Below are 21,589 nucleotides of genomic sequence, written 5' to 3' on the forward strand. Positions count from 1 at the left end.
ATCACCGATAGGCCAGAGTGCGGGCCCTCCCTTGTGACTTGGCGTGGTAGAGCGCCTGGTCAGCCTGTTCGGTCAGGGTCTGCCATGCTCCGTCCTGAGAGGGAACCAGATAGCTAAAGCCTATGCTAACCGTTATAAAAGCAGCAACCCGCGAGGCGGGATGGGGCAGTTTTAATTGCGCCAGTCCGGCGTGGATCCGTTCCGCCAACTGCTCGGCCTCACCGGGTTGCGGGGCGCAGAGCAGGATGACGAACTCCTCCCCGCCATAACGGGCTACCAGATTGGTACAGCGCCGCTCCGCATCCCTGAGCACATGAGCCACCTGTTGCAGACACAAATCGCCCTTGGCGTGGCCGAAGTGGTCGTTGTAGGCCTTGAATTCGTCCACATCGATCATCAGCACCGCCAGCGGGTTCTGGGTGCGCCGGGCCCACTCCCACTCTCGCTGCATGGTGATATCCCACTGGCGCCGGTTGGCAATTCCGGTGAGGGGATCTTCGAGGGAGAGCAGGGAGAGGCGACGGTTGGCCTCCTCCAGTGCCCGATTGGTCTCGGCCAACTGCATGGTGCGCTCAGCTACACGGGCTTCCAGCTGACGGTTGAGCAGCTCCAGCTGCTCCTGAGTGCGTTGACGGATCAGCAGTTGTGACAGGATGGCTGCGTACTGCTTGAAGATCTCGCTCTGATAGGCTTTGAGCGGGCGGTGCCAGAGCAGGTTGTCGGCAGCAATCCAGCCGATGGGGGTGGCGCCATCCCACAGCGACACCATGGCATTCCAGCCTCGGCCTACCTGCTGTTTCTCGTAGTAGAGGGGGGTATCCTCCAGCACCAGCACGTAATCCTTGCGTTTGAGCGCCTCCTGTACCGTGGGGTGATCCGGGATGGGGTTGATGAAGTCATGTTCGTCGACCAGTTCACCCTCTTCACTGGTGCCCCAGGTGCCACGCATGGTCTTGCCATCAGACTCGATCAGGAAGATGGCAACCCGGTCAAACTGCAGCTCCTTGCGGGCCAGCAGCACGGCATCGCGCAGTAGCTCGTTCTCGCTGCGGCTGCGGGAGAGAGTGACGCTGACCATGTGTAGCGCTTGCAGCATATTAAGGAAAGAGCCCTGCAGCGCCTGACTCTGCACCAGATCGGTCTGGGTGTTCAGCCGTTGATCCCGCTCCTGAACGACCTGGCTGGAGAGCAGGTGATTGCTCAACTCGGCGGTCAGATAGTGGATCAGCAGCTGGATACCCTGACGCTGGTGGGCGGAGAGGCGGTCGATGCGGCGGTGGGTCTCCAGATAGATGACCCCTTCCAGTTTCATGTGGCGTTTGAGGGGAAAGCAGGCGCGCAATTTGGGTTGCACGGGCTCGACATTTTCCAGGGGAGTGGCCGTATGCTGGATCTGCTCGATCACCAGCTGTCCTTTGCTGATCGCCTGATCAATCAAGGCATGAGGAAGGGTCAGCGTCTCCAGATGTTCGATATCGAGGTTCATTAACCCGCAATCAAGCTGAAAGCTGTAGAGATGTGGCTCGGGGGCTTTTAGCCACAGATAGAGACGTTCGGCATCGGTCTTTTCACGGATGGTGGCGAGGCTCACTTCGCATAGTTGGGTGAAGTTGGTGAAGTGTTCCGGGTCCCATTCCTGCATACCAATATCCCTTGGTGTGTACCCAAGCGAGTATAGATTTAATTCTCTTTGATTAATATGTCAGAAAGGAGATGCAGCACACAGAAATCGTGACTTCAGGCTCAATGGTGGAGAAATACACTGCTATTTGTCCATATGGTGGCGAGTATCTTGTTTGCTGCCACTACAGGACGCGGAATTGCCGGGGCGGGTTGCAAGGCAAAAAAGAGCCCGCACGATGGCGGGCTCTCGGGCAGAGATCAGATGACTCTGCGCGGCTTATTCTGCCTTGGGGGCTGCGTCCGCAGGTGTTTCGCTGCTATCGGCTGGCGCGCTCTCGGCAACCGGCGCTTCCGGTGCCGGACCCGGCACCAGCTCGACCGCCGGTTTGGCGATGAGGGAGCGGGTCTCTTCCACCGCTTCGCTCAGCTTCACCTCGATGATCTGACCCAGCTCGTAGACCACCTCGGTCTTGTCCAGATAGACGCGGCCGTTGTCCCAGTTGCACTCCAGGCGATCCTTGTTGTCCAGGATATGGCGGGCAGGCATGAAGACCACGGCGCCGTTCTCCTGCAGACGCAGCTTGAGACCGGCACGCATCACGTCGATGATCTCGGCGTTGAACACCTTGTCGGTGCCAGCAGCGGCTTTCAGATAACGGACATAGAGCCAGTCACCGATGTCGCGCTCCACCATGCGGTGCAGGCGGCGGCAGGCGGTCAGGTGCTCGGTGAGCTCGGTGCTGGGGCGCTCGCCCGGGGTCTTGCCAGCGATGACGGCTTTCAGCAGACGATGGTTGACCATATCGCCGTATTTACGGATCGGGGAGGTCCAGGTGGCGTAGGCATCCAGACCCAGGCCGTAATGGGCGCCCGGTTCGGAAGACATCAGCGCATAGCTCTGGAAGCGGCGGATCTTGCCATCCAGCCAGCGGGTGTCGAGGTTGTCGATCCAGCGGCGCAGGGCGCAGAAGCCGGTCAGGCTGGCGATCTCGTCGCGCTCGAACGGGGCCTCGGCGCTTTTCAGCAGGTCGATGGCGCCGTCGAGGGACTCTTCGTCAAAGCCGGTGTGAACGTTGAAGATGCCGTAACCGACGTTCTTGCCCAGCACGCGACCGGCGCAGATGTTGGCGGCGATCATCGACTCTTCCACCATGCGGTTGGCGATGCGGCGCGGCTCGACGTGGATGGCCAGCACTTCGCCATTCTCGCCCAGCTCGAAGTCATAGTCCGGGCGATCCGGGAACACCAGCGCGTGTTCGGTGCGCCACGCGATGCGCGCCTCGGTCATCGCCTTCATCAGCGGCAGCTGGGCCAGCACGCCTGCGTCGATAGCCAGCTCTTTGCCATGTTCGGCCCAGTCGGAGACGTCGTCATAGTTGAGGCGGGCGTGGGAGCAGATGCGTGCGGCGAAGAACTCGGTCTCTTCCAGCAGCAGGCCATCTTCGGCGATCAGCAGACGGGCGCACAGGGTGTTGCGCTCCTCGCCCTCTTTCAGAGAGCAGAGCTCGTCGGAGAGAGTGCGCGGGATCATCGGTACGTTGCGGCCCGGCATGTAGACGGTGAAGGCGCGCTGGGCGGCCTCTTTGTCCAGCTCGCTCCCTTCGGCCACATAGGCGGTCGGGTCGGCGATGGCCACCAGCAGCTCCCAGCCGTTGTCCAGCTTGCGGATGGCCAGGGCATCGTCCATGTCTTTGGTCTTGGCGCCGTCGATGGTGAAGAAGGGGGTCGCGGTCAGATCGGTGCGCGGCAGCTCTTCCTCTTCGATCACCTTCCACTCCGGTAAATCAGCCGGTTCAACCTGGGCCAGGTTGTGGCGCGCCAGCACTACCCACCAGGGCACGTTGTGATCTTCTTGGGCGGCGATCTTCTGGGTGATCTCGGCGGAGAAGTTACCATCAACCAGCGCATGGCGTTTGAGAGTGGCGACTACCCAGTCCCCTTCCTTGAACTCTTTCTCATCCAGACCCTTCTTGACGCGGGCCTTGATGGCATCCTTGATCAGCGGGTGGTCGGCGACCACGTTGAGGCGGTCACGGAACATCTTGACCCGGGCCACGAAGCGGGTGACAGACTGCTCCAGCAGGGCATCCGGCTCGGCCACTTCCTTCTCTTTTTCGGTACGGATCAGGGCGCTCACCCGGTCTCCGTGCATCACCTTCTTCATGTAGGGAGGCGGCACGAAATAGCTGGTCTTCTCATCGACCTCCAGAAAGCCGAAGCCCCGATCGGAGGCGCGGATAACACCCTCTTTCTTGGGGATGTTTTCGCGGATTTGTTGCTTGAGCTGGGCCAGCAGCGGATTGTCTTGGAACATAAATGGGGAACCTGAGTGGAGACCTGATGAAGAAACGCCCAGCACTATACGTTTTTAGCCCTGCAAAGCCAAGGTGAATGGCCTGCTCAGCGTGGTTGCAACTGCGATCTGGCATGGTCGATGAGCCGCAGGGAGAGCTGTTTGTGCACCCCTTTTTCCAGTACCCAGCGGTGCCAGTAGAGTCGTTCCGTCAAGGCGTGGTCGGGACTGAGATTGACTAGCGAGCCGGTTTCCAGCTGGTTTCTGATCTGCAACTCCGGAATGAGACAATAGGCCAGCCCCTGCTCAGCCATGGCGACGAAAGCTTCTGACGAGTGAACGGTATGGCAGGGATAACCACCGGGCTCGAGCCCGAAGTGACGGCGCATAAAGCTGATATGCATATCATCGCGCTGATCGAACGCCACCGCCGGTGTCTTGGCCAGCGCCTCCCGGGTCAGGCCGTGGGGGAAGTGGCGTGCCAAAAAGGCGGGGCTGGCGGTGAGCAGGTAGTTCATTTCGCCCAGCTCATCGACGCAGCAGCCAGCCAGCGGCTGGGCTTGCAGGCTGACGGCGCCAAATGCTTGGCCCTCGCGCACCTTGGCGAGGGTGCGGCTCTCGTCATCCACCAGCAGGTTGAGTTCGATGGGGTGGCGCTCCAGCAAGGGGGCGATAGCGGGCAGAAACCAGGTGGCCAGGCTGTCGGCGTTGACGGCGATGCTGATCCGGATCGGTCCCTGCGGCTCGTCGGGGGCCAGCTCACCCGCCAGTTCGAGTTCGAGCTGGTGGACCTGACGATAGTGAGCCAGCAGTTTTTCCCCCAACGGGGTTGCCTGCAACGGTTGGCTACGAATGAGCAGCGGTTCGGCAAATTGCTGCTCCAGCTGCTTGATGCGCTGGGAGATGGCCGACTGGGTGATGTGCAGCGACGTGGCTGCCCGCTCGAAATTCTGCTCCTGCAGCACCGCATCCAGTGCTCGCAGCAGCTTGTAGTCCAGCTCTTTCATGCTTTTTGCCCTCCCGTTGCATCAGGGCTGACTCTACGTCAGTCGGGTGGGGACAACAATGGTTGGGGGGTTATGGGCGATGTATGGCGTCTGTTCCGCTGCAATTTTTTACAGTAGTGGTCAGGTGGCTCTGAGAGGATACTGTCTGACGCCGCATGGGGTTCGCCTGTGGCATCATAGCGATATGTTTATCCCGGGACTGTTTTCCCGGGATTTTTTATATCTGGGTGGCCAGCTCGCGTGAGCGGTGATGGATGGTTTGATAGTGGCCGATGAGCGGCTGCGAGACTGCGCGGGCAAAGCGCTCATCCAGATAAAAGCGCAGGCCAACCCCTCTAACCGCGCCCAAATCCACCGATTGGCGGTGGCCCAAACGCGACATCGGGATCCCGAGACGGCGGAAGATGCGCTCTGCTGGCAGGCTGGCTACGCCAACCAGCTCCTTGATGCCGCGGGGCTGGGCAAAGGCATAGACTTCGCGCAGGAGCACGCAGGTCAGTTCGCTTACGCCATTGGTCATGCGCGGGGCGCGGGGCGCATCGATGGCCAGGCGGGTGAGTTCCCAGACATCGGGAGTATGGGGCGGATTCTCACCGGCCAGGGCGGTGGGGAAGATGGTGGGCAGCATGTAGGCGTTGGCGCAGCTGAGCAGGCGAATGCAGGCGCAGACCCCCTGTTCGTCTTCAACCAGCACCCAATGGGTGTCCGGGGTATCAAAGCTGTCACGTTCCAAACCGTGATAGGACTCGACATCCCAGCCCAAACGATCAGAGAAGACGCGATTTCGAAAGTGATAGAGTTCGTTCTCTACGGCATTTCGTGGGTGATCTCTCAATTTTCCTTTGAAAACCAACATTATGAACTCTCTCTCTTTCTGTTCGCCGTTATAATCAGAAGCTTGGCCAGGGGGGCTAGCATATGAAACAAGAACAACTGTTTGAGTATCTGGAACACTTCACTTCGGTGACGGACGGTGATCGCCTGGCCGGATTGATTGGTCGTTTTACGCTCGATATGGGCTATGACTATTACGGTTTTACCCTGATCATTCCGATGTCGATGCAAAGGCCCAAAGTGGTGCTGTTCAATCAGTGTCCAGTCTCCTGGGTGCAGACCTATACCGATAACAACATGCTGGCCTGTGATCCGGTGATCCAGCTGGCGCGCAAGCAGACCCTGCCTATCTACTGGAATCGTCTCGATGAGCGGGCCAGTTTTCTGCAAGAGGGGAGCATGGATGTGATGGGGCTGGCGGCCGAGTTTGGATTGCGCAACGGCATCTCCTTCCCCCTGCACGGTGCCGCCGGAGAAACTGGCATCCTCTCTTTCATCACCTCCGAACGGGCCTCTAGCGATCTGCTGCTGGAGTCCTCGCCCATCCTCTCCTGGATGTCCAACTACATTTTCGAGGCTGCAATCCGGGTGGTGCGCCTGAGGGATTCGGATCAACAGGCCGCCCTGACCGAGCGCGAAACCGAATGTCTGTTTTGGGCCAGTGAGGGAAAAACCTCGGGGGAGATCGCCTGTATTTTGGGGATCACCGAACGCACGGTGAATTACCACCTCAATCAGGTCACTCGCAAAACCGGTTCGATGAATCGTTATCAGGCCATTGCCAAGGGGATTAGCAGTGGTATTTTGCTGCCGAATCTTGAACAGGTCGTTGTCACCAACTTCCCCAAGCTGATGCAATAAAACCCGGTGATTTTCGGGACATAACGGCAGACTCTCAATTGTCAGATCCTGCTATTGACTACTGGCTTCGGATGGGGCTTTGAGCCACCTGTATGAGTCAGGCTTATTAGCAAAATGAATGAACAAGCAAATCAATGAATTTCTATGAATAATCCGCGCCCGCTATAGTGCCGTTCATTCATTACTCGGACGGTTCACTTATGTTTGCCACTACGCTGCAAGGTTTTACCCTCGGTCTTGCCATGATCATCCCTATCGGTGCCCAGAATGCCTTCGTGCTGAGCCGGGGCATCCATCGCAATCACCATCTGCTGACCGCGACGCTCTGTAGCCTCTGTGATCTGGTGCTTATCGGAATTGGGGTATTCGGTGGCGCCAGGGTATTGGCTGCCAACCCGCTCGGCATGGCGCTGCTTACCTGGGGTGGCGTGCTGTTTCTCGGCTGGTTTGGCGTTCGCTCTCTGCGCAGTGCCTGGCGTGGTGCTGGGGAGGGGCTTGCTGATTCGCCGCAGGTGATGGGGGTCAAAGGGGTGTTGGCGATGACTCTTGGTGTCACTCTGCTCAACCCCCATGTGTATCTCGATACCCTGATGTTGCTCGGTTCGCTCGGTAGCCAGGTGGCAGAGTCCTTGCGACCAGCGTTTGCGGCGGGGGCCATGCTTGCTTCGCTGGTGTGGTTCTATTCGTTGGCGCTGGGGGCGGCAGCATTGGCTCCCTGGTTGGCACGAGGCCGGGTGCAGCGGGGAATCGATCTGCTGGTTGGTGTCATCATGCTGAGTCTGGCTTTTCAGCTGGCCAGAGGAAGTTAAGGCTGCTGCCCGGTAACAAAAAGATGCCACTCACATGAGTGGCATCTTTGCTATTGAAGGGGTTCAGACCCTGAACTGGGAGAGCAGGCGTTGTTGCAGCAGGCTGGCCTGGTGGAGGGAGGAGGCGAGTTGCAGGCACTCCTGCGCCTTCTGCTCACCGGTTCGGGCTTGCAAGCTGATGCCTGATACCTTGTCGGAAGAGTTGCTCAGGGTGTGTGACAGTTGGCCGGTAGCTACGGCCACCTGCTGCACCATGTCGGCCAGCTGATCGATGGCACCCTCCACCTTGAACAGGATCTGTTTGGTATTCTCGGAATCCTGCATGCCGGACTCCACGGTCTTCAGGTTGCGCTGCATCATCAGATAGGCCGTTTCGGTCTGCTGCTGAATCGTATTGATTACCTGGCTTATCTCGGCGCTGGAGGCTGCTGTGCGGTTGGCCAGGGTACGCACTTCATCAGCGACTACCGCAAAGCCGCGCCCCATTTCACCGGCACGTGCGGCCTCGATGGCCGCATTGAGGGCCAGCAGGTTGGTCTGCTCCGAGATACCGCTGATGGTGGATATAATCTGGCCAATCTGCCCGGCCTGCTCCTTGAGCGAGTTGATGGCGATGGCACATTCACCTACCTCCAGTACCACCCGCTGCATGCCCGCACTGGCGGATGAGACGTACTGGCTGCTTTCGGTCGTCAGTTGGCGTACCTCGTTGGCATTTTGGGCCGCCATGCTGCAGTTGTCCGAGATACCGGTGGCAACTTGCACCATCTGCTCGCTGTCTTGGTGCAGGGCCAACGCATGCTCGGCAGTCTGTCGACTGCTCTGGCTAATGGCTTCGACCCGATTGACCGAGGTGTGAACGTGTTCGCTGATGTGCTGGTTGTTATCCATGGTGGAGCTGATCATCTTCTGCAGTTTTTCGATGAAGCGATCCACGCTGTTGGCCAGCGATCCAATTTCGTCGTCCCGTTGCAGGTTGATGCGCGCGTTGAGATCACCCTCACCCGCTGCAATGTCCTGCATCCGTTTATCCACCTGCAGCAGCGGGGTCACCAGCTTGCGGGTCAGCCAGAGGCCGCAGAGAGCGACGATCATCAGGCTTACTAGCAGACCACCGAGCAGCTGGGTATTGGTATGGCTGATGATGGTGTTGAGCTGTGCCACCTGATCTTCCACGGTGGCATCGCCCTGGGCTTCGACATCGATCAGCTGCTGTTGCAGCCCATCCGCGCTCTTTTCATAGATGGTTTGCTGGGCCTGGTAGTTGGCAAGGGCTGTCAACCAGTTGCCCAGCAACTGTTTGTGGCGTGCCAACAGTTCACGGTATTGGCTTGCCAGAGTATGGCCGCTGAATTCACCGCTGCCGTCTACATCGAACAGACCGGTTGCCAGCATCCGGGCCACAGCGCCTTCATAGAATTCGCTGGCGTCTTGCAATTCGCCCTTGATGGCATCCGAAATGCCCTGTCTGCGCATCTTCTCCAGCGCATAGAGTTGTCGTAAAAAGCCGATATTGGCTTCCATACCGCCGTCGGCGGCTTCCCAGCGGGTTGCCAGTCCGCCGTTCCAGCTGATGGGCTGATCTGGCGACTGGGTCAGTGTCTCTACGGCCCCATCCCCGACCACTTCCAGTTGGGCCGAGAGCCGTGCCAGGCGGTCGGCATTATCACGCAGGGATTGGTCTATATCGGTATAGCTGCGATAGAGCGTCAGCAAGGTGTCTTGCTGTTGCTGATAGTCCTGCTGTTGCCGGGTCATTGCGGTGATGGCTGGCGGATTGATCAGGTTTCCCTGCACAACGCGTTGCAGTGCATCCGCAGTGGCCTCTTTTGCTTCATTCAACTTGCCGTTGTCGAGCGGGATACCGTTGAGCATCTTTTGGATATGAAGTTGCTGATGCCCCAGTTCGATAGAGCCTTCCATGGCGCCATCTGCTGTTTGCCAGGCCGCGCCCAGTACGTAGGAGAGCAGATCAGCCAGTCGCTGGCTGCCATACCAGCCCACGACCCCCATCCCCAGCGTGCAACTGAGCAAGATGGCAAGACCCAGATTGGAGGTAGTAACTATTTTCATGTGATGGCCTTCCTTGGTGTCGACATTGGCACAATGTTTTGGATCCGAACGGATTGAGTTTAGTGGCTTATGTTCCGCTCATAGCCCTGTTTGGTGCCGGAATATCCCGTGCACTGGATGCACGGGATCAAGCATGGTGACTAATTGCATAAAAAGCCGCTCTGACCACTCCTTGTCTCGGGGCCTATGCTGGATACTTATCCAGTTATTCTTTATGCTATGAGCCAATTTACGAATTGTTGTATTGGTGAGGAGAGAGCCGTGATTGGTCGCTTGCGAGGCATTGTCATTGAAAAGCAGCCCCCCGAGGTTTTACTGGAAGTAGGCGGGGTGGGCTACGAGGTACATATGCCGATGAGCTGCTTCTATGACTTGCCGGAGATCGGCAAGGAGGCGACCATCCATACCCATTTTGTGGTGCGTGAAGATGCCCAACTGCTCTATGGGTTTAACCACAAACAGGAGCGGGCGTTGTTCCGCGAGCTGATCAAGACCAACGGCGTGGGCCCCAAGCTGGCGCTGGCGATTCTCTCCGGCATGACTGCCAGCCAGTTCGTTATCAGCGTTGAGCGGGAAGAGATCAGTTCGCTGGTCAAGTTGCCAGGGGTTGGCAAGAAGACCGCCGAGCGGCTGGTGGTCGAGATGAAAGATCGCCTCAAGGGCTGGGTCAGTCACGACCTCTTCTCTCCGGCCATGGTCACATTGCCAGCCAGTGAGCCCGAATTGCGTGCGCCGGATGTGACCGAAGAGGCGGCCAGTGCGCTGGTGGCCCTTGGTTACAAGCCGCAGCAGGCGAGCCAGATTGTCAGCAAGATTGCGAAAGAGGGGATGTCGGTGGAAGAGATCATCCGTGAATCCCTGCGTAGCCTGGTGTGAGGTAGTTGATGATTGAAGCAGACCGCCTCATCTCGGCCAGTGCCGCGCGAGAGGATGAGATTATCGACCGGGCCATTCGTCCCAAGAAGTTGGCTGACTACACCGGTCAGGATACCGTTTGCGAACAGATGGAGATCTTTATCGAAGCGGCGCGTCAGCGGGGTGAGGCGCTCGATCACCTGCTGATCTTTGGCCCGCCCGGTCTGGGCAAGACCACTCTCGCCAACATCGTTGCCAACGAGATGGGGGTCAATATCAAGACCACCTCTGGCCCGGTGCTGGAAAAAGCAGGGGATCTCGCCGCGCTGCTCACCAACCTTGAACCCAACGATGTATTGTTCATCGACGAGATCCACCGTCTCAGTCCGGTGGTGGAAGAGGTGCTCTATCCGGCAATGGAGGATTACCAGCTCGACATCATGATTGGGGAGGGGCCTGCAGCCCGCTCCATCAAGCTGGATTTGCCCCCCTTTACCCTGATTGGCGCGACAACCCGGGCTGGTTCTCTGACCAGTCCATTGCGGGATCGCTTTGGTATCGTCCAGCGGCTGGAGTTCTACAACGTCAAGGATCTGACCGACATTGTTTCGCGCAGTGCCCGTTGTCTGGGTCTGGAGATGACGGAAGACGGAGCCATTGAGGTCGCTCGGCGTTCTCGTGGGACGCCGCGGATTGCTAACCGTTTGTTAAGGCGAGTCCGTGATTTTGCTCAGGTGAAATCCGATGGCCGGATCGACGGTCCCATCGCAGCACGTGCCATGGACATGCTGGACGTCGATAATGAAGGATTTGACTTCATGGACCGCAAGTTATTGTTGGCTGTGATAGACAAGTTTATGGGGGGCCCGGTGGGTCTTGATAATCTGGCTGCGGCGATCGGGGAAGAGAAAGATACTATCGAAGATGTACTGGAGCCTTATCTGATCCAGCAGGGGTATTTGCAACGTACACCCAGAGGACGGATTGCCACTACACGAGCCTATGCTCATTTCGGTCTTCAGCGACCAGATGAGAAGTAAAAACAGTCGTTTGAATGTGAAACCGCCGTCAAAGGCGGTTTTTTATTGTCCGGGCAAAAAAAAGCCCACGGCGAATGCTGTGGGCAAAGACAATTCAGGATGGATGTTCACAGACAGTGAGTGCGTCTGGACACAGACCGGAAAATAAACAGGTGAGCCGTCGCGAGCTCTCAGAGTCGGTTCAGTTGATAGAGCTGAACAAAGGAAAGCTTGTAGTAACGGATGGTTTTAGCAACAAACTTTTTCATCTTCGATTCCAATAGACAGGTTCAAATTGATCGTCGAATACGTACCGTGAACCCAGATTAACCGGCCTGTATCCAAGGGTATGCCCTCACTGCGAGGCGCATTGTAGGAGTTCGAACCAGCTCGGGCAAACAAGAAAAATTACAATTTTCTAATTAGTTTATCTAATGTCTTTGTTGATGAAATTGGTTCGCATGAGTATGCATTTATTGCAGGTTTAAATTGAGTTTTTGGGTCAGGCGGGTGGTCTTGGATAATGTGTGAAAAGGGCCCTTATCCAGCTATTTAAAATTTAAATGGCTGGTTGGATGTTAAATTCTTAAATTGATTTAAATCAATATTTTACGCTTTGTTGTATTTTGTGATCGGGCTCGCGTCATTAATCGTGAAATAGATTAAAAATGCCTTTTAAAGCCATGTATTGACTGCCCTTTTACATTGATTTCAATCAAATAAAGGTGATATAAAACCATGGTCATCATGGGCGAGAATAAATTCCAGCTGGTTGTTTTATAAATGTTAAACATTAGCTTTCTTTGTTCTCATGCATTGCCTTGTTGTTAATATTGGTCGTTGTTGACGTGGCTTCGTTGTTTTGTGTTACAGCGGGACCTGTTCGATAACCCCCAACGGAAGCTTTGTCCTTAAAACTTAAAATAGCCGTGCCAATAATCGGTGAGGAAACATCATGATTGCTGAGCATGTGGTCGACCTATCGCGGTTCCAGTTCGCTGCGACGGCCCTTTATCACTTCTTGTTTGTCCCCCTGACGCTGGGAATGACCTTCATTCTGGCGATCATGGAATCTGTCTATGTAATGACCAACAACCCCGTCTACAAGGATATGACCAAGTTCTGGGGTAAGTTGTTCGCCATTAACTTCGCCCTTGGGGTGACTACCGGTTTGACCATGGAGTTCCAGTTCGGGACTAACTGGGCTTACTACTCCCACTATGTCGGCGATATCTTCGGGGCCCCGTTGGCCATCGAAGGGCTGATGGCCTTCTTCCTGGAGTCCACCTTCGTCGGTATGTTCTTCTTTGGCTGGGATCGCCTGAGCAAGCATCAACACCTGGTTGCGACCTGGTTGATGGCGCTGGGTACCAACCTCTCCGCCCTCTGGATCCTGGTCGCTAACGGCTGGATGCAGAACCCGGTCGGGGCCGAGTTCAACTTCGAATCCATGCGGATGGAGATGGTGAGCTTTGCTGATCTGGTGTTCAACCCGGTTGCGCAGGTCAAGTTCGTCCACACTGTGGCGGCTGGCTATACCTGTGGCGCCATGTTTGTGCTGGGTATCTCCTCCTACTATCTGCTGAAGAATCGTGATGTGGCCTTCGCCCGTCGCTCCTTCGCCATCGCGGCCGCATTTGGTATGGCCTCCATCCTCTCTGTGCTGATACTCGGTGACGAATCCGGTTATGAGACCGGTGAAGTTCAGAAGGTGAAACTGGCTGCCATCGAAGCTGAGTGGGAGACCGAACCGGCTCCGGCTGCGTTCACCCTGTTCGGTATTCCGAACCAGGAAGAGATGCGCACCGATTACGCCATCAAGATCCCCTATGCCATGGGCATTATTGCGACTCGTTCGCTTGATACTCAGGTTACCGGTCTCAAGGATCTGAAGGTTGAGCACGAACTGCGCGTACGCAACGGTATGACCGCTTACGACTTGCTGACCAAGCTGCAATCCGGTGACAAGTCTGACGAGACTCGTGCTCGCTTCGACGAAGTGAAACAGGATCTGGGCTATGGTCTGCTGCTCAAGCGCTATACCAGCAACGTGACCGATGCCACTGATGATCAGGTCAAGGCCGCCGTGGATGACTCTATCCCGCAGGTTCTGCCGCTGTTCTTCGCTTTCCGCATCATGGTCGCCGTCGGTATGTTGATGCTGGTGCTGATCGGTATGGCCTTCTATGACAGTGCCCGTCACCGCATCGGTGAGCGCAAGTGGCTGCTCAAGGGTCTGCTGTGGGGTATCCCGCTGCCGTGGATCGCTATCGAAGCAGGTTGGTTTGTGGCCGAGTATGGTCGTCAACCCTGGACCATCGCGGAAGTACTGCCGACCTCGGTCTCGGCTTCCAACGTGCCTGCGGCTGAAATCTGGTTCTCTCTGATCGGCATCTGCCTGTTCTACACCGTGCTGCTGGTGATCGAGATGTACCTGATGTTCAAGTTTGCCCGTCTTGGTCCTAGCAGTCTGAAGACCGGCAAGTATCACTTCGAACAGCTCAAGGCATAAGGAGAGTGACCATGTTTGATTACGAAACTCTGCGTGTCATCTGGTGGGTGCTGGTCGGCGTGCTGCTGATTGGTTTCGCCATCACTGACGGCTTCGACATGGGGGTAGGCGCACTGCTCCCGTTCGTCGGCAAAAAAGACATTGAACGTCGCGTCATGATCAACTCCATTGCTCCCCACTGGGATGGCAACCAGGTGTGGCTGATCACCGCGGGTGGCGCCCTGTTCGCAGCATGGCCGCTGGTTTACGCAACTGCGTTCTCCGGTTTCTACGTGGCGATGATCCTGACTCTGATGGCGTTGTTCTTCCGTCCGGTCGGTTTTGACTACCGTTCCAAGCTGGAGAGCCCGAGATGGCGCAACAACTGGGACTGGTGCCTGTTTATCGGTGGTGCGGTTCCGCCCATCGTATTCGGCGTTGCGTTCGGTAACCTGCTGCAGGGTGTGCCGTTCGAATTCAACCAGTTCCTGATGTCTACCTATCACGGTAACTTCTTCGGTCTGCTCAACCCGTTCGGCCTGCTGGCCGGTATTGTCAGCCTCAGTATGTTCCTGGCTCAGGGTGCGACCTGGCTGATGATGAAGACCGAGGGTGAAGTGCTGGCTCGCTCCCGCACCGCCGCCATCGGCAGCTCACTGCTGTTGTTTGTGCTGTTCGCTGTTGCGGGCTGGTGGGTAAGCGGCATGGAAGGTTATGTCATCGTCAAGGCTGCGGCCAACGATGCGGTCTCCAACCCGCTGGGCAAGGAAGTGGTGCAACAGGCTGGTGCCTGGATGAATAACTACACCCTCTACCCGTGGATGGTGGCAGCCCCTGTGCTGGGTCTGGCCATGAGCCTGCTGACCGCTCTGTTTGCCAAGCTGAACAAAGGCTGGTTGGCGTTCACTACCTCCTCCCTGGCGATGGCGGGCGTGATCCTGACTGCCGGTTTCTCCATGTTCCCGTTCGTGATGCCCTCAAGCCTTGAGCCGTCACAGAGCCTGACCATGTGGGATACCACTGCCTCCTTCAACACCCTGCAGGTGATGACGGTTGCCGCAGCTATCTTCGTACCGATTGTGCTGGCTTATACCCTGTGGACTTACATCAAGATGTTTGGCCGGGTGACCAACAAGCACATCGAAGATAACCAACATTCGGCCTACTAAGAAGGAGCCCTGATAATGTGGTATTTCACCTGGATCCTGGGTCTGCTGCTGGCCTGTGCATTTGGCATCATCAATGCGCTGTGGTTGGAACACACCGAAAACATGGATCGTCAGATCGATGAAAACAAGTGATCGACTCGCCAGGCTGGCCGCTCCACTGGAGCGCCAGCCATGGCAGGGGTTGATGTTACTCGCGGCGGCCTTGTTGGCCGTCGCTATTTTACAGGCCCCCAATCTGATCGCCGCCAACACCAGCGAGCATGGCCACTGGCTTGCTCCCTGGCTAATGTGGGCGGTCTGTTGCGGTGTACTGACCGGGCTCGGCTTTCATTTGAAAAGCGTGTTCGGGCGGATCCTGTTCAATCCCTGGCTCGCCTGGCCCAGTTTGTTGTATGGCCTTTGGCTGACACATTCATATTTCCTTTCATAAAAAACGGGGGGAGGCAGGATTTCCCTGCCTCCCCCTGCTTCTTTCCTATTCAGCCCTGCGCTATGATAGCCCCCCATCTGACTGTCGAATGGATCACAGATTGTTATGGGGGAAGTCTTTGAGTTTCCGGTGCGTGTCTACTACGAAGATACCGACGCCGGGGGCATCGTCTACAACGCCAATTATCTCAAGTTTATGGAACGCGCTCGCACCGAGTTTCTTCGTGCCAAAGGGGTCGAACAGGACCTCTTGTTGCAGGAGGGATACGCCTTCGTGGTGAGTCGAACAGAGATCGATTTCCGCTCGGCGGCCCGTTTTAATGAACTATTGAATGTGTTAACGCAAGTGATTGAAGTGAAACGCGCATCCATGCGTTTTTCGCAGCAGATCCTGGCGGCTGATGGACGACTCGTCACTCAGGCCATGGTACAGATAGCCTGTGTCAGTCATCCGCAAATGAAACCTGTAGCTATACCTGAAAAAATCAAGGGAGTGCTGTTAAGTGCACGCTGAAATTTCGTTTATTGGCCTGTTTTGGCAAGCCAGCCTGTTGGTAAAACTGGTCATGATGACCCTGATGAGCATGTCTATTGTCTCCTGGGCGCTGATTATCCAGCGCTCCAAGGCGATCAAGGCTGCCAATCTCGCATCGGAACAGTTTGAAGATCGCTTTTGGTCAGGGGTCGATCTCAATCGCCTCTATCAGGAGTCCTCTTCCCGCCGCGATGATATCGAAGGCATGGAAGATATCTTCTACTCCGGCTTCAAGGAGTATGCCCGCTTGCTCAAGGCCGGTGCCCGTGGTCAGGATGCGGTGATGGATGGTACCTACCGTGCCATGCGCGTTTCTCTCTCCCGTGCGGTGGATGATCTGGAATCCAACCTGCCGGTGCTGGCGACCATCGGATCCATCAGCCCCTATATCGGTCTGTTCGGTACCGTATGGGGCATCATGAACGCTTTTATCGCCTTGGGTCAGGTGCAGCAGGCCACCCTGCAGATGGTGGCACCGGGTATCGCGGAAGCGCTGATCGCCACCGCTATGGGTCTGTTTGCCGCGATCCCGGCGGTTATCTTCTACAACCGCTTCTCCAACAAGGTCGAGCGGCTGGAGAACGCCTACGCCAACTTCATGGATGAGTTCACCACCATTCTGAACCGTCAAATTGCACAGCAGCAGGGTGATCAGTAATGCAAACCTATCAGCGGATCCGGCGCAAGAAGGTGGCCGAGATCAACGTGGTTCCCTATATCGACGTCATGCTGGTGCTGCTTATCATCTTTATGGCGGTCACGCCGGTGATCACGCAAGGGGTCAAGGTGGATCTGCCACAGGCTGAATCCGAGCAGTTGCCGGAAGATGCCAAGCCGCCCTTTATTGTCAGCGTCAATACCGAAGGCGAGTATGTCATCAAGGCTGGTGAAGCTGAGGATGAGCCGGTACCAAGCGGTACGCCAGAGGCGATGCAGCAATACATCACCGAAAAAGCGATGGGCTATCTGGCCATCAACCAGAATGCTCCCGTGGTGGTCGCGGGTGACAAGGCCGTGCGCTACGAAGAGGTGATCCTGTTGATGGTGGCCCTCAAGAAAGCGGGTGTGCCTCAGGTTGGCCTGATGACAGATCCGGTGAACTAACGGAGATGGATGTGAAGCGTGGTATTTCCGGTTATCTCATCGCGTCGTTTCTGCTGCACCTGATCATCGGCATCATCCTGTTTGTCGGACTCGATTTCAGCAAGCCGAAACGGCCTGAGTCGAAGGGGCAGATCGTCAATGCCGTCATGCTCGACGAGGATTTCCTCAACGAGCAGGCCAAGCAGATCCAGCAGCAGAAATCGCAGCCCAAGCCGCAGAAGACAGAGAAAGAGAAGGACAAAGAAGACACGGATCTTGCCAAGCGTCAGCTAGCCCAGCAGCAGGAACAGCTACGTATCGCTGAAACCAAGCGCAAGCAGGCTGAAGAGGCGACCCGCAAGGCCGAAGTCGAGAAGCAGAAGAAAGTGGCCGAGCAGAAGCAGGCGGAAGAGAAGGCCCAGAAAGCCGAGGAAGCCCGCAAGCTGGAAGAGCAGAAGACCAAGAAGGCAGAAGCCGAGCGTAAAGCCGCGGAAGATGCCAAGGCACTCGCGCTGAAGAAAAAGAAAGAGCTGGAGAAAAAACAGGCTGAAGAGAAGGCTAAAGCCGAAGAGGCCAAGGCCAAGAAAGCGGAAGCCGACAAGAAGGCCAAAGCTGAAGCAGAGAAAAAAGCCAAGGCGGAAGCCGAGAAGAAAGCCAAAGCCGACGCCGAGAAGAAGGCCAAGGAAGAGGCCGATAAAAAGGCAAAAGCTGACGCAGAGAAGAAAGCCAAGGCCGAGGCCGATAAACAGGCCAAGATCGCGGCTGAACGCAAGCGTAAGGCGGCCGAGCAGGCCAAGCTGCAAAAAGAGATGGAAGAGATGATGCAGCAGCAGCTGTCGGCTGAGGCCAATGCCCGCAGTCAGGCTGCATCGGCAGCAGCACAGGGTGAGGTCGACAAGTATGCGGCTCTCATCAAGGCCACTGTTGAGCGATATATGATTTTGGATCCCACCATGCGGGGCAAAACATGTACTATCGGCGTACGTCTTGCGAGCTCCGGCTTCGTCATTTCGGTGGATAACGGCCAGGGTGACCCGGCGGTATGCCGTTCTGGCAAAGCGGCCGTGTTGAAGGCCAATCAGTTGCCGGTGCCGAAGGATCCTGCGGCATTCGAGATGTTGAAGGAATTTAACCTCAAATTGGAACCGAGTATTTAAGCCATGATCAGAAAAGTGTTTTTTGCTTTGGTTGGTTGTTTGCTGCTGGGCCAGAGTGCCCATGCAGCCCTCGATATCGTCATTACTGGCGGTATTGATAGCGCCCGTCCCGTTGCCGTAGCCCCCTTCAAGTGGGAAGGCAATGGCCAGTTGCCGCAGGATATCGCGGAAGTGGTCTCCAATGACCTGATGCGCAGCGGCAAGTTCAAGCCGCTGGCGCGCAGCCAGATGCCACAGACGCCGAGCAGCAGCAGCGAGATCAACTTCGCGCCCTGGGCCTCCCAAGGGGTTGAAGCCGTGGTGGTGGGTTCCATTTCGGCAGTCGGTGACGGCACCTACAAGATCAACTTCGAGCTGGTCGATGTGCTGAAAGGCCAGTTGGCCAAGGCGCAAGGTGGCGAGAGCAACGGTTACATCCTGGATAGCCGCATGGCGACCATCCCGGGTGCCCAGATGCGCCAGTTTGCCCACCGCATCTCTGACATCGTCTATGAGCGTCTGACTGGCGAGCGTGGTGCTTTCCTGACCCGTTTGGCTTATGTTTCCGTCCAGCAAGGAACCCAATTCCCGTACCAACTGCGGATCTCTGACTACGACGGTTACAACGAGAAGACCCTGCTGCGCTCCCGTGAGCCGCTGATGTCTCCGGCCTGGTCGCCGGATGGCAGCAAGCTGGCCTACGTGAGCTTCGAGAACCAGAAGTCCGAGATTTATGTCCAGGACATCTACACCCAGCAGCGCAGTTTGATCACCAGTTTCCGTGGAATTAACGGGGCGCCGGAGTGGTCGCCAGATGGTCGTCGTCTGGCTATCGTTCTCTCCAAAGATGGTTCACCGAACCTCTATGTGGTTGATGTCGCTAGCAAGCAGCTGACCCGCGTCACCACTAGCCGGGTAATCGACACCGAACCCTCCTGGATGCCGGATGGGCAAAATTTATTGTTCACCTCTGAACGTGGTGGCAAACCCCAGATTTATAGCGTAAATTTGGCGACTGGTATGACTCGCCGTATGACTTGGGAAGGGGAATCCAACCAGGGTGCATCCATTACTCCTGATGGCAAAATCATGGTGATGGTGACCCGTGTTCAGGGGCAATATCGCATCGCCCGTCAGGACATGGAAAACAATGCCCAGCTGGTCCTTACCCAGAGCGCACTGGATGAGTCGCCAAGTGTGGCTCCCAATGGCAGCATGATCATTTATGCCACCATCTATCAAGGTCGCAAGAGCCTGGCGTTGGTATCGACCGACGGTCGCTTCAAGGCTGTGCTTCCGACCAGTAGCGGTGAAATTCGTGCACCAGCTTGGTCGCCCTTCTTGAATTGATAAAAATTCGATTGTTTTTTGTTTTGTTATAAAGGTTTAAGGAAATAGCATGCAACTCAATAAACTGCTCAAGGGTCTGGCCATCGCACTGCCACTGTTCACCCTGGCCGCTTGTAGCTCTTCTTCTGATTCTGACGCTGCTGGCGCTGAATCAGGTATGACTGACGGCATGGGCGGTGTACAAACCGGCGGCGCCAACGGTATGTTGTCCCCGGAAGAGCAGATGCGTCAGAAGTTCGAAGCGCTGCAGCGTGACAACGTCATTTACTTCCCGTTCGACGGTTACGACATTCAGGGTCAGTACGCTGATCTGCTGGATGCCCACGCCAGCTACCTGCGCGAGCGTCCGAGCGTGAAAGTTCTGATCGAAGGTCACGCCGATGAGCGCGGTACTCCGGAGTACAACATCGCTCTGGGCGAGCGTCGTGCCAAGGCCGTTGCCAAGTATCTGCAAACCCTGGGTGTGCAGGCCGAGCAGCTCTCCATCGTCAGCTATGGCGAAGAGAAGCCGCTGGATCTGTCCCACACCGAGGATGCCTTTGCCAAAAACCGCCGCGCGGTTCTGGTTTACTAAGGTTTGAACCGAACGAAGTTCGTTTATATGCAAGCGGCCATTTCGATGGCCGTTTTATTTGCACTAAACGCCAAGGTTTGATCCGAATGAAATCTGTATAAGCGAGCGACTATGGCGCTGGCCGTTTTATTTGCACTAAACGCTAAGGTTTGATCCGAATGAAATCTGTGTACAAGCAAGCTGTTGTTGCGCTGGCCGTATTGGTTGCTCTGAATGCGCAGGCGGCGGCTCCTGTCAGCGATCTGGGCGGTGACTCGGGTGGCGGGGTTGTCCTGAGCGGCAACAACGGCGCCATCGTGCCCACCGGTAGCCTGGAAGATCGGGTCGCCCTGCTGGAGCGTACCCTCAATGCCCGTCTGCGGCTGCAAGCTGAATTGCAGCAACAGGTCGACTCCCTGCAAGGGGAGGTCTCCGAGCTGCGTGGTCAGCTGGAGCAACAGACCTATCAGATGGAACAGTCGCAAGAGCGCCAGCGTCAGCTCTATCAGGAGCTCGACAAGGTTGCCAGCAGCCAGCAGGCGGCTCCGGCTGCCGCGGCCCCTGCCGCATCGACACCGGCTGCAGCAGCCAATTACTCAACCAATCAGGATGAGAATCAGGCTTACGATGCCGCGGTCAACATGGTGCTCAAGGAGAAGAACTACGACAAGGCCATTCCGGCTTTTCAGGGCTTCATCAAGCAGTATCCCAGTTCCAGCTATGTCCCCAATGCACACTATTGGCTGGGCCAGTTGCTGTTCAACAAGGGTGACAGAGCCGGCGCCGCAGCCCAGTTTTCTACCGTTGCCAACAAGTACAGCAAGTCGCCCAAGCGTGCAGATGCGCTGCTGAAGCTGGGGATGCTGGCACAGCTGGATGGCAAGAAGGCTGAGGCGAAAGCGTTCTACGAGCAGGTGATCAAGGGTTATCCCAATACCTCACCAGCACAGCTGGCGAAGCAGAGCCTGAGTAAGCTTTAACATTGCTGTATGTCACTGTTTTCGTAACGCTACTGTAAAAACAGCCCACATTTGTACGTACAGTGAGCAAACAGATTTAAATTACGAATTTTCTGTTGCACCAGAAATTTAAATCCGTAATATAGGCCGCCGTCAGAGCCGAAGCAGTAATGCAGTCGGAACTGGTCGTGGTGAGGGTCGTTAGCTCAGTCGGTAGAGCAGTTGACTTTTAATCAATTGGTCGCTGGTTCGAATCCAGCACGACCCACCATTTTCTCCACTCGGTGGAGACAGAATTCCCAGGTCGTTTAGCTCAGCTGGGAGAGCACCTCCCTTACAAGGAGGGGGTCACTGGTTCGATCCCAGTAACGACCACCAGTTTGTAATAAAAATGATTTAGATGGGTCGTTAGCTCAGTCGGTAGAGCAGTTGACTTTTAATCAATTGGTCGCTGGTTCGAATCCAGCACGACCCACCATCATTTCAAGAATCCCAGGTCGTTTAGCTCAG

20 protein-coding genes and 3 tRNA genes are annotated in these 21,589 nt (G+C 56.3%); 18 read left to right on the forward strand and 5 right to left on the reverse strand.

Features of this window, described 5'->3' with window-relative positions; translation table 11 throughout:
- Position 1 precedes the first annotated feature (1 nt).
- From ACE1BR_RS01505 to ACE1BR_RS01520, 4 genes are all read right to left on the reverse strand, one after another.
- Positions 2 to 1,642 carry a diguanylate cyclase domain-containing protein gene (locus ACE1BR_RS01505; protein WP_374866973.1) on the reverse strand — a complete coding sequence of 547 codons (1,641 nt, stop codon included), beginning with the start codon at positions 1,640 to 1,642 and terminating at the stop codon, positions 2 to 4.
- A gap of 258 nt (positions 1,643 to 1,900) precedes the next feature.
- The gene (locus ACE1BR_RS01510) at positions 1,901 to 3,937 is read right to left on the reverse strand and encodes an exoribonuclease II (RefSeq protein WP_374866975.1); all 2,037 of its coding nucleotides are present in this window, start codon (positions 3,935 to 3,937) and stop codon (positions 1,901 to 1,903) included.
- An 86-nt stretch (positions 3,938 to 4,023) separates the two neighbouring features.
- Entirely contained in the window at positions 4,024 to 4,923 is a 900-nt protein-coding gene (locus tag ACE1BR_RS01515) for a LysR family transcriptional regulator ArgP (RefSeq protein ID WP_374866977.1), read from the reverse strand.
- Between the two features lie 217 nt (positions 4,924 to 5,140).
- A complete protein-coding gene (locus ACE1BR_RS01520; RefSeq protein WP_374866979.1) occupies positions 5,141 to 5,779 on the reverse strand; it encodes an acyl-homoserine-lactone synthase in 639 nt (212 codons plus the stop codon).
- A 62-nt stretch (positions 5,780 to 5,841) separates the two neighbouring features.
- Here ACE1BR_RS01520 and ACE1BR_RS01525 point away from each other — a divergent pair, with 62 nt between their 5' ends.
- Together ACE1BR_RS01525 and lysE are read left to right on the forward strand one after the other, a co-directional pair.
- Positions 5,842 to 6,618, forward strand: a complete 777-nt coding sequence (locus ACE1BR_RS01525; RefSeq protein ID WP_374866981.1) for a LuxR family transcriptional regulator — start codon at positions 5,842 to 5,844, stop codon at positions 6,616 to 6,618.
- A 200-nt stretch (positions 6,619 to 6,818) separates the two neighbouring features.
- Positions 6,819 to 7,427 carry an L-lysine exporter gene (gene lysE / locus ACE1BR_RS01530; protein WP_374866983.1) on the forward strand — a complete coding sequence of 203 codons (609 nt, stop codon included), beginning with the start codon at positions 6,819 to 6,821 and terminating at the stop codon, positions 7,425 to 7,427.
- Positions 7,428 to 7,490: 63 nt separating this feature from the next.
- Here the strand turns inward: lysE and ACE1BR_RS01535 are convergent, their stop codons facing one another.
- Entirely contained in the window at positions 7,491 to 9,500 is a 2,010-nt protein-coding gene (locus ACE1BR_RS01535; protein WP_374866985.1) for a methyl-accepting chemotaxis protein, read from the reverse strand.
- Between the two features lie 261 nt (positions 9,501 to 9,761).
- On the opposite strand from ACE1BR_RS01535, the gene ruvA reads away from it, so the two are divergent.
- From ruvA to ACE1BR_RS01615, 16 genes are all read left to right on the forward strand, one after another.
- Complete coding sequence (gene ruvA, locus ACE1BR_RS01540) at positions 9,762 to 10,376, forward strand: Holliday junction branch migration protein RuvA (RefSeq protein WP_374866987.1); 615 nt, start codon at positions 9,762 to 9,764, stop codon at positions 10,374 to 10,376.
- A gap of 8 nt (positions 10,377 to 10,384) precedes the next feature.
- Entirely contained in the window at positions 10,385 to 11,395 is a 1,011-nt protein-coding gene (ruvB, locus tag ACE1BR_RS01545; RefSeq protein ID WP_374866989.1) for a Holliday junction branch migration DNA helicase RuvB, read from the forward strand.
- A 934-nt stretch (positions 11,396 to 12,329) separates the two neighbouring features.
- A complete protein-coding gene (locus ACE1BR_RS01550) occupies positions 12,330 to 13,886 on the forward strand; it encodes a cytochrome ubiquinol oxidase subunit I (RefSeq protein ID WP_374866991.1) in 1,557 nt (518 codons plus the stop codon).
- Positions 13,887 to 13,897: 11 nt separating this feature from the next.
- Positions 13,898 to 15,034, forward strand: coding sequence for a cytochrome d ubiquinol oxidase subunit II (gene cydB / locus ACE1BR_RS01555; RefSeq protein ID WP_374866993.1), 1,137 nt, complete (start codon positions 13,898 to 13,900; stop codon positions 15,032 to 15,034).
- A gap of 15 nt (positions 15,035 to 15,049) precedes the next feature.
- Complete coding sequence (gene cydX / locus ACE1BR_RS01560) at positions 15,050 to 15,166, forward strand: cytochrome bd-I oxidase subunit CydX (protein ID WP_005304933.1); 117 nt, start codon at positions 15,050 to 15,052, stop codon at positions 15,164 to 15,166.
- Positions 15,153 to 15,464, forward strand: coding sequence for a cyd operon YbgE family protein (locus tag ACE1BR_RS01565; protein ID WP_374866995.1), 312 nt, complete (start codon positions 15,153 to 15,155; stop codon positions 15,462 to 15,464). The genes cydX and ACE1BR_RS01565 overlap by 14 nt, the downstream gene beginning before the upstream one ends.
- Positions 15,465 to 15,569: 105 nt before the next feature.
- A complete protein-coding gene (gene ybgC / locus ACE1BR_RS01570; protein WP_374866997.1) occupies positions 15,570 to 15,977 on the forward strand; it encodes a tol-pal system-associated acyl-CoA thioesterase in 408 nt (135 codons plus the stop codon).
- Between the two features lies 1 nt (position 15,978).
- Entirely contained in the window at positions 15,979 to 16,656 is a 678-nt protein-coding gene (tolQ, locus tag ACE1BR_RS01575) for a protein TolQ (RefSeq protein WP_213324849.1), read from the forward strand.
- Entirely contained in the window at positions 16,656 to 17,102 is a 447-nt protein-coding gene (gene tolR / locus ACE1BR_RS01580) for a protein TolR (protein ID WP_374866999.1), read from the forward strand. Before tolQ ends, tolR begins: the two co-directional genes overlap by 1 nt.
- A 5-nt stretch (positions 17,103 to 17,107) precedes the next feature.
- Positions 17,108 to 18,238, forward strand: coding sequence for a cell envelope integrity protein TolA (tolA, locus tag ACE1BR_RS01585; RefSeq protein ID WP_374867001.1), 1,131 nt, complete (start codon positions 17,108 to 17,110; stop codon positions 18,236 to 18,238).
- Between the two features lie 3 nt (positions 18,239 to 18,241).
- Positions 18,242 to 19,567, forward strand: coding sequence for a Tol-Pal system beta propeller repeat protein TolB (gene tolB, locus ACE1BR_RS01590; RefSeq protein WP_374867003.1), 1,326 nt, complete (start codon positions 18,242 to 18,244; stop codon positions 19,565 to 19,567).
- A gap of 49 nt (positions 19,568 to 19,616) precedes the next feature.
- Positions 19,617 to 20,141 (forward strand): peptidoglycan-associated lipoprotein Pal, encoded by a 525-nt coding sequence (gene pal / locus ACE1BR_RS01595; protein WP_005313284.1) that lies wholly within the window; start codon positions 19,617 to 19,619, stop codon positions 20,139 to 20,141.
- 158 nt (positions 20,142 to 20,299) lie between these two features.
- Entirely contained in the window at positions 20,300 to 21,100 is an 801-nt protein-coding gene (gene ybgF / locus ACE1BR_RS01600) for a tol-pal system protein YbgF (RefSeq protein WP_374867005.1), read from the forward strand.
- Between the two features lie 174 nt (positions 21,101 to 21,274).
- Positions 21,275 to 21,350, forward strand: a tRNA-Lys gene (locus ACE1BR_RS01605).
- Positions 21,351 to 21,381: 31 nt separating this feature from the next.
- Positions 21,382 to 21,457: transfer RNA gene (locus tag ACE1BR_RS01610), tRNA-Val, on the forward strand.
- A 24-nt stretch (positions 21,458 to 21,481) separates the two neighbouring features.
- A tRNA-Lys gene (locus ACE1BR_RS01615) sits at positions 21,482 to 21,557 on the forward strand.
- The last annotated feature ends 32 nt before the right edge of the window (positions 21,558 to 21,589 follow it).

The organism is Aeromonas sp. MdU4, assembly GCF_041929505.1.
Taxonomy (GTDB): domain Bacteria; phylum Pseudomonadota; class Gammaproteobacteria; order Enterobacterales; family Aeromonadaceae; genus Aeromonas.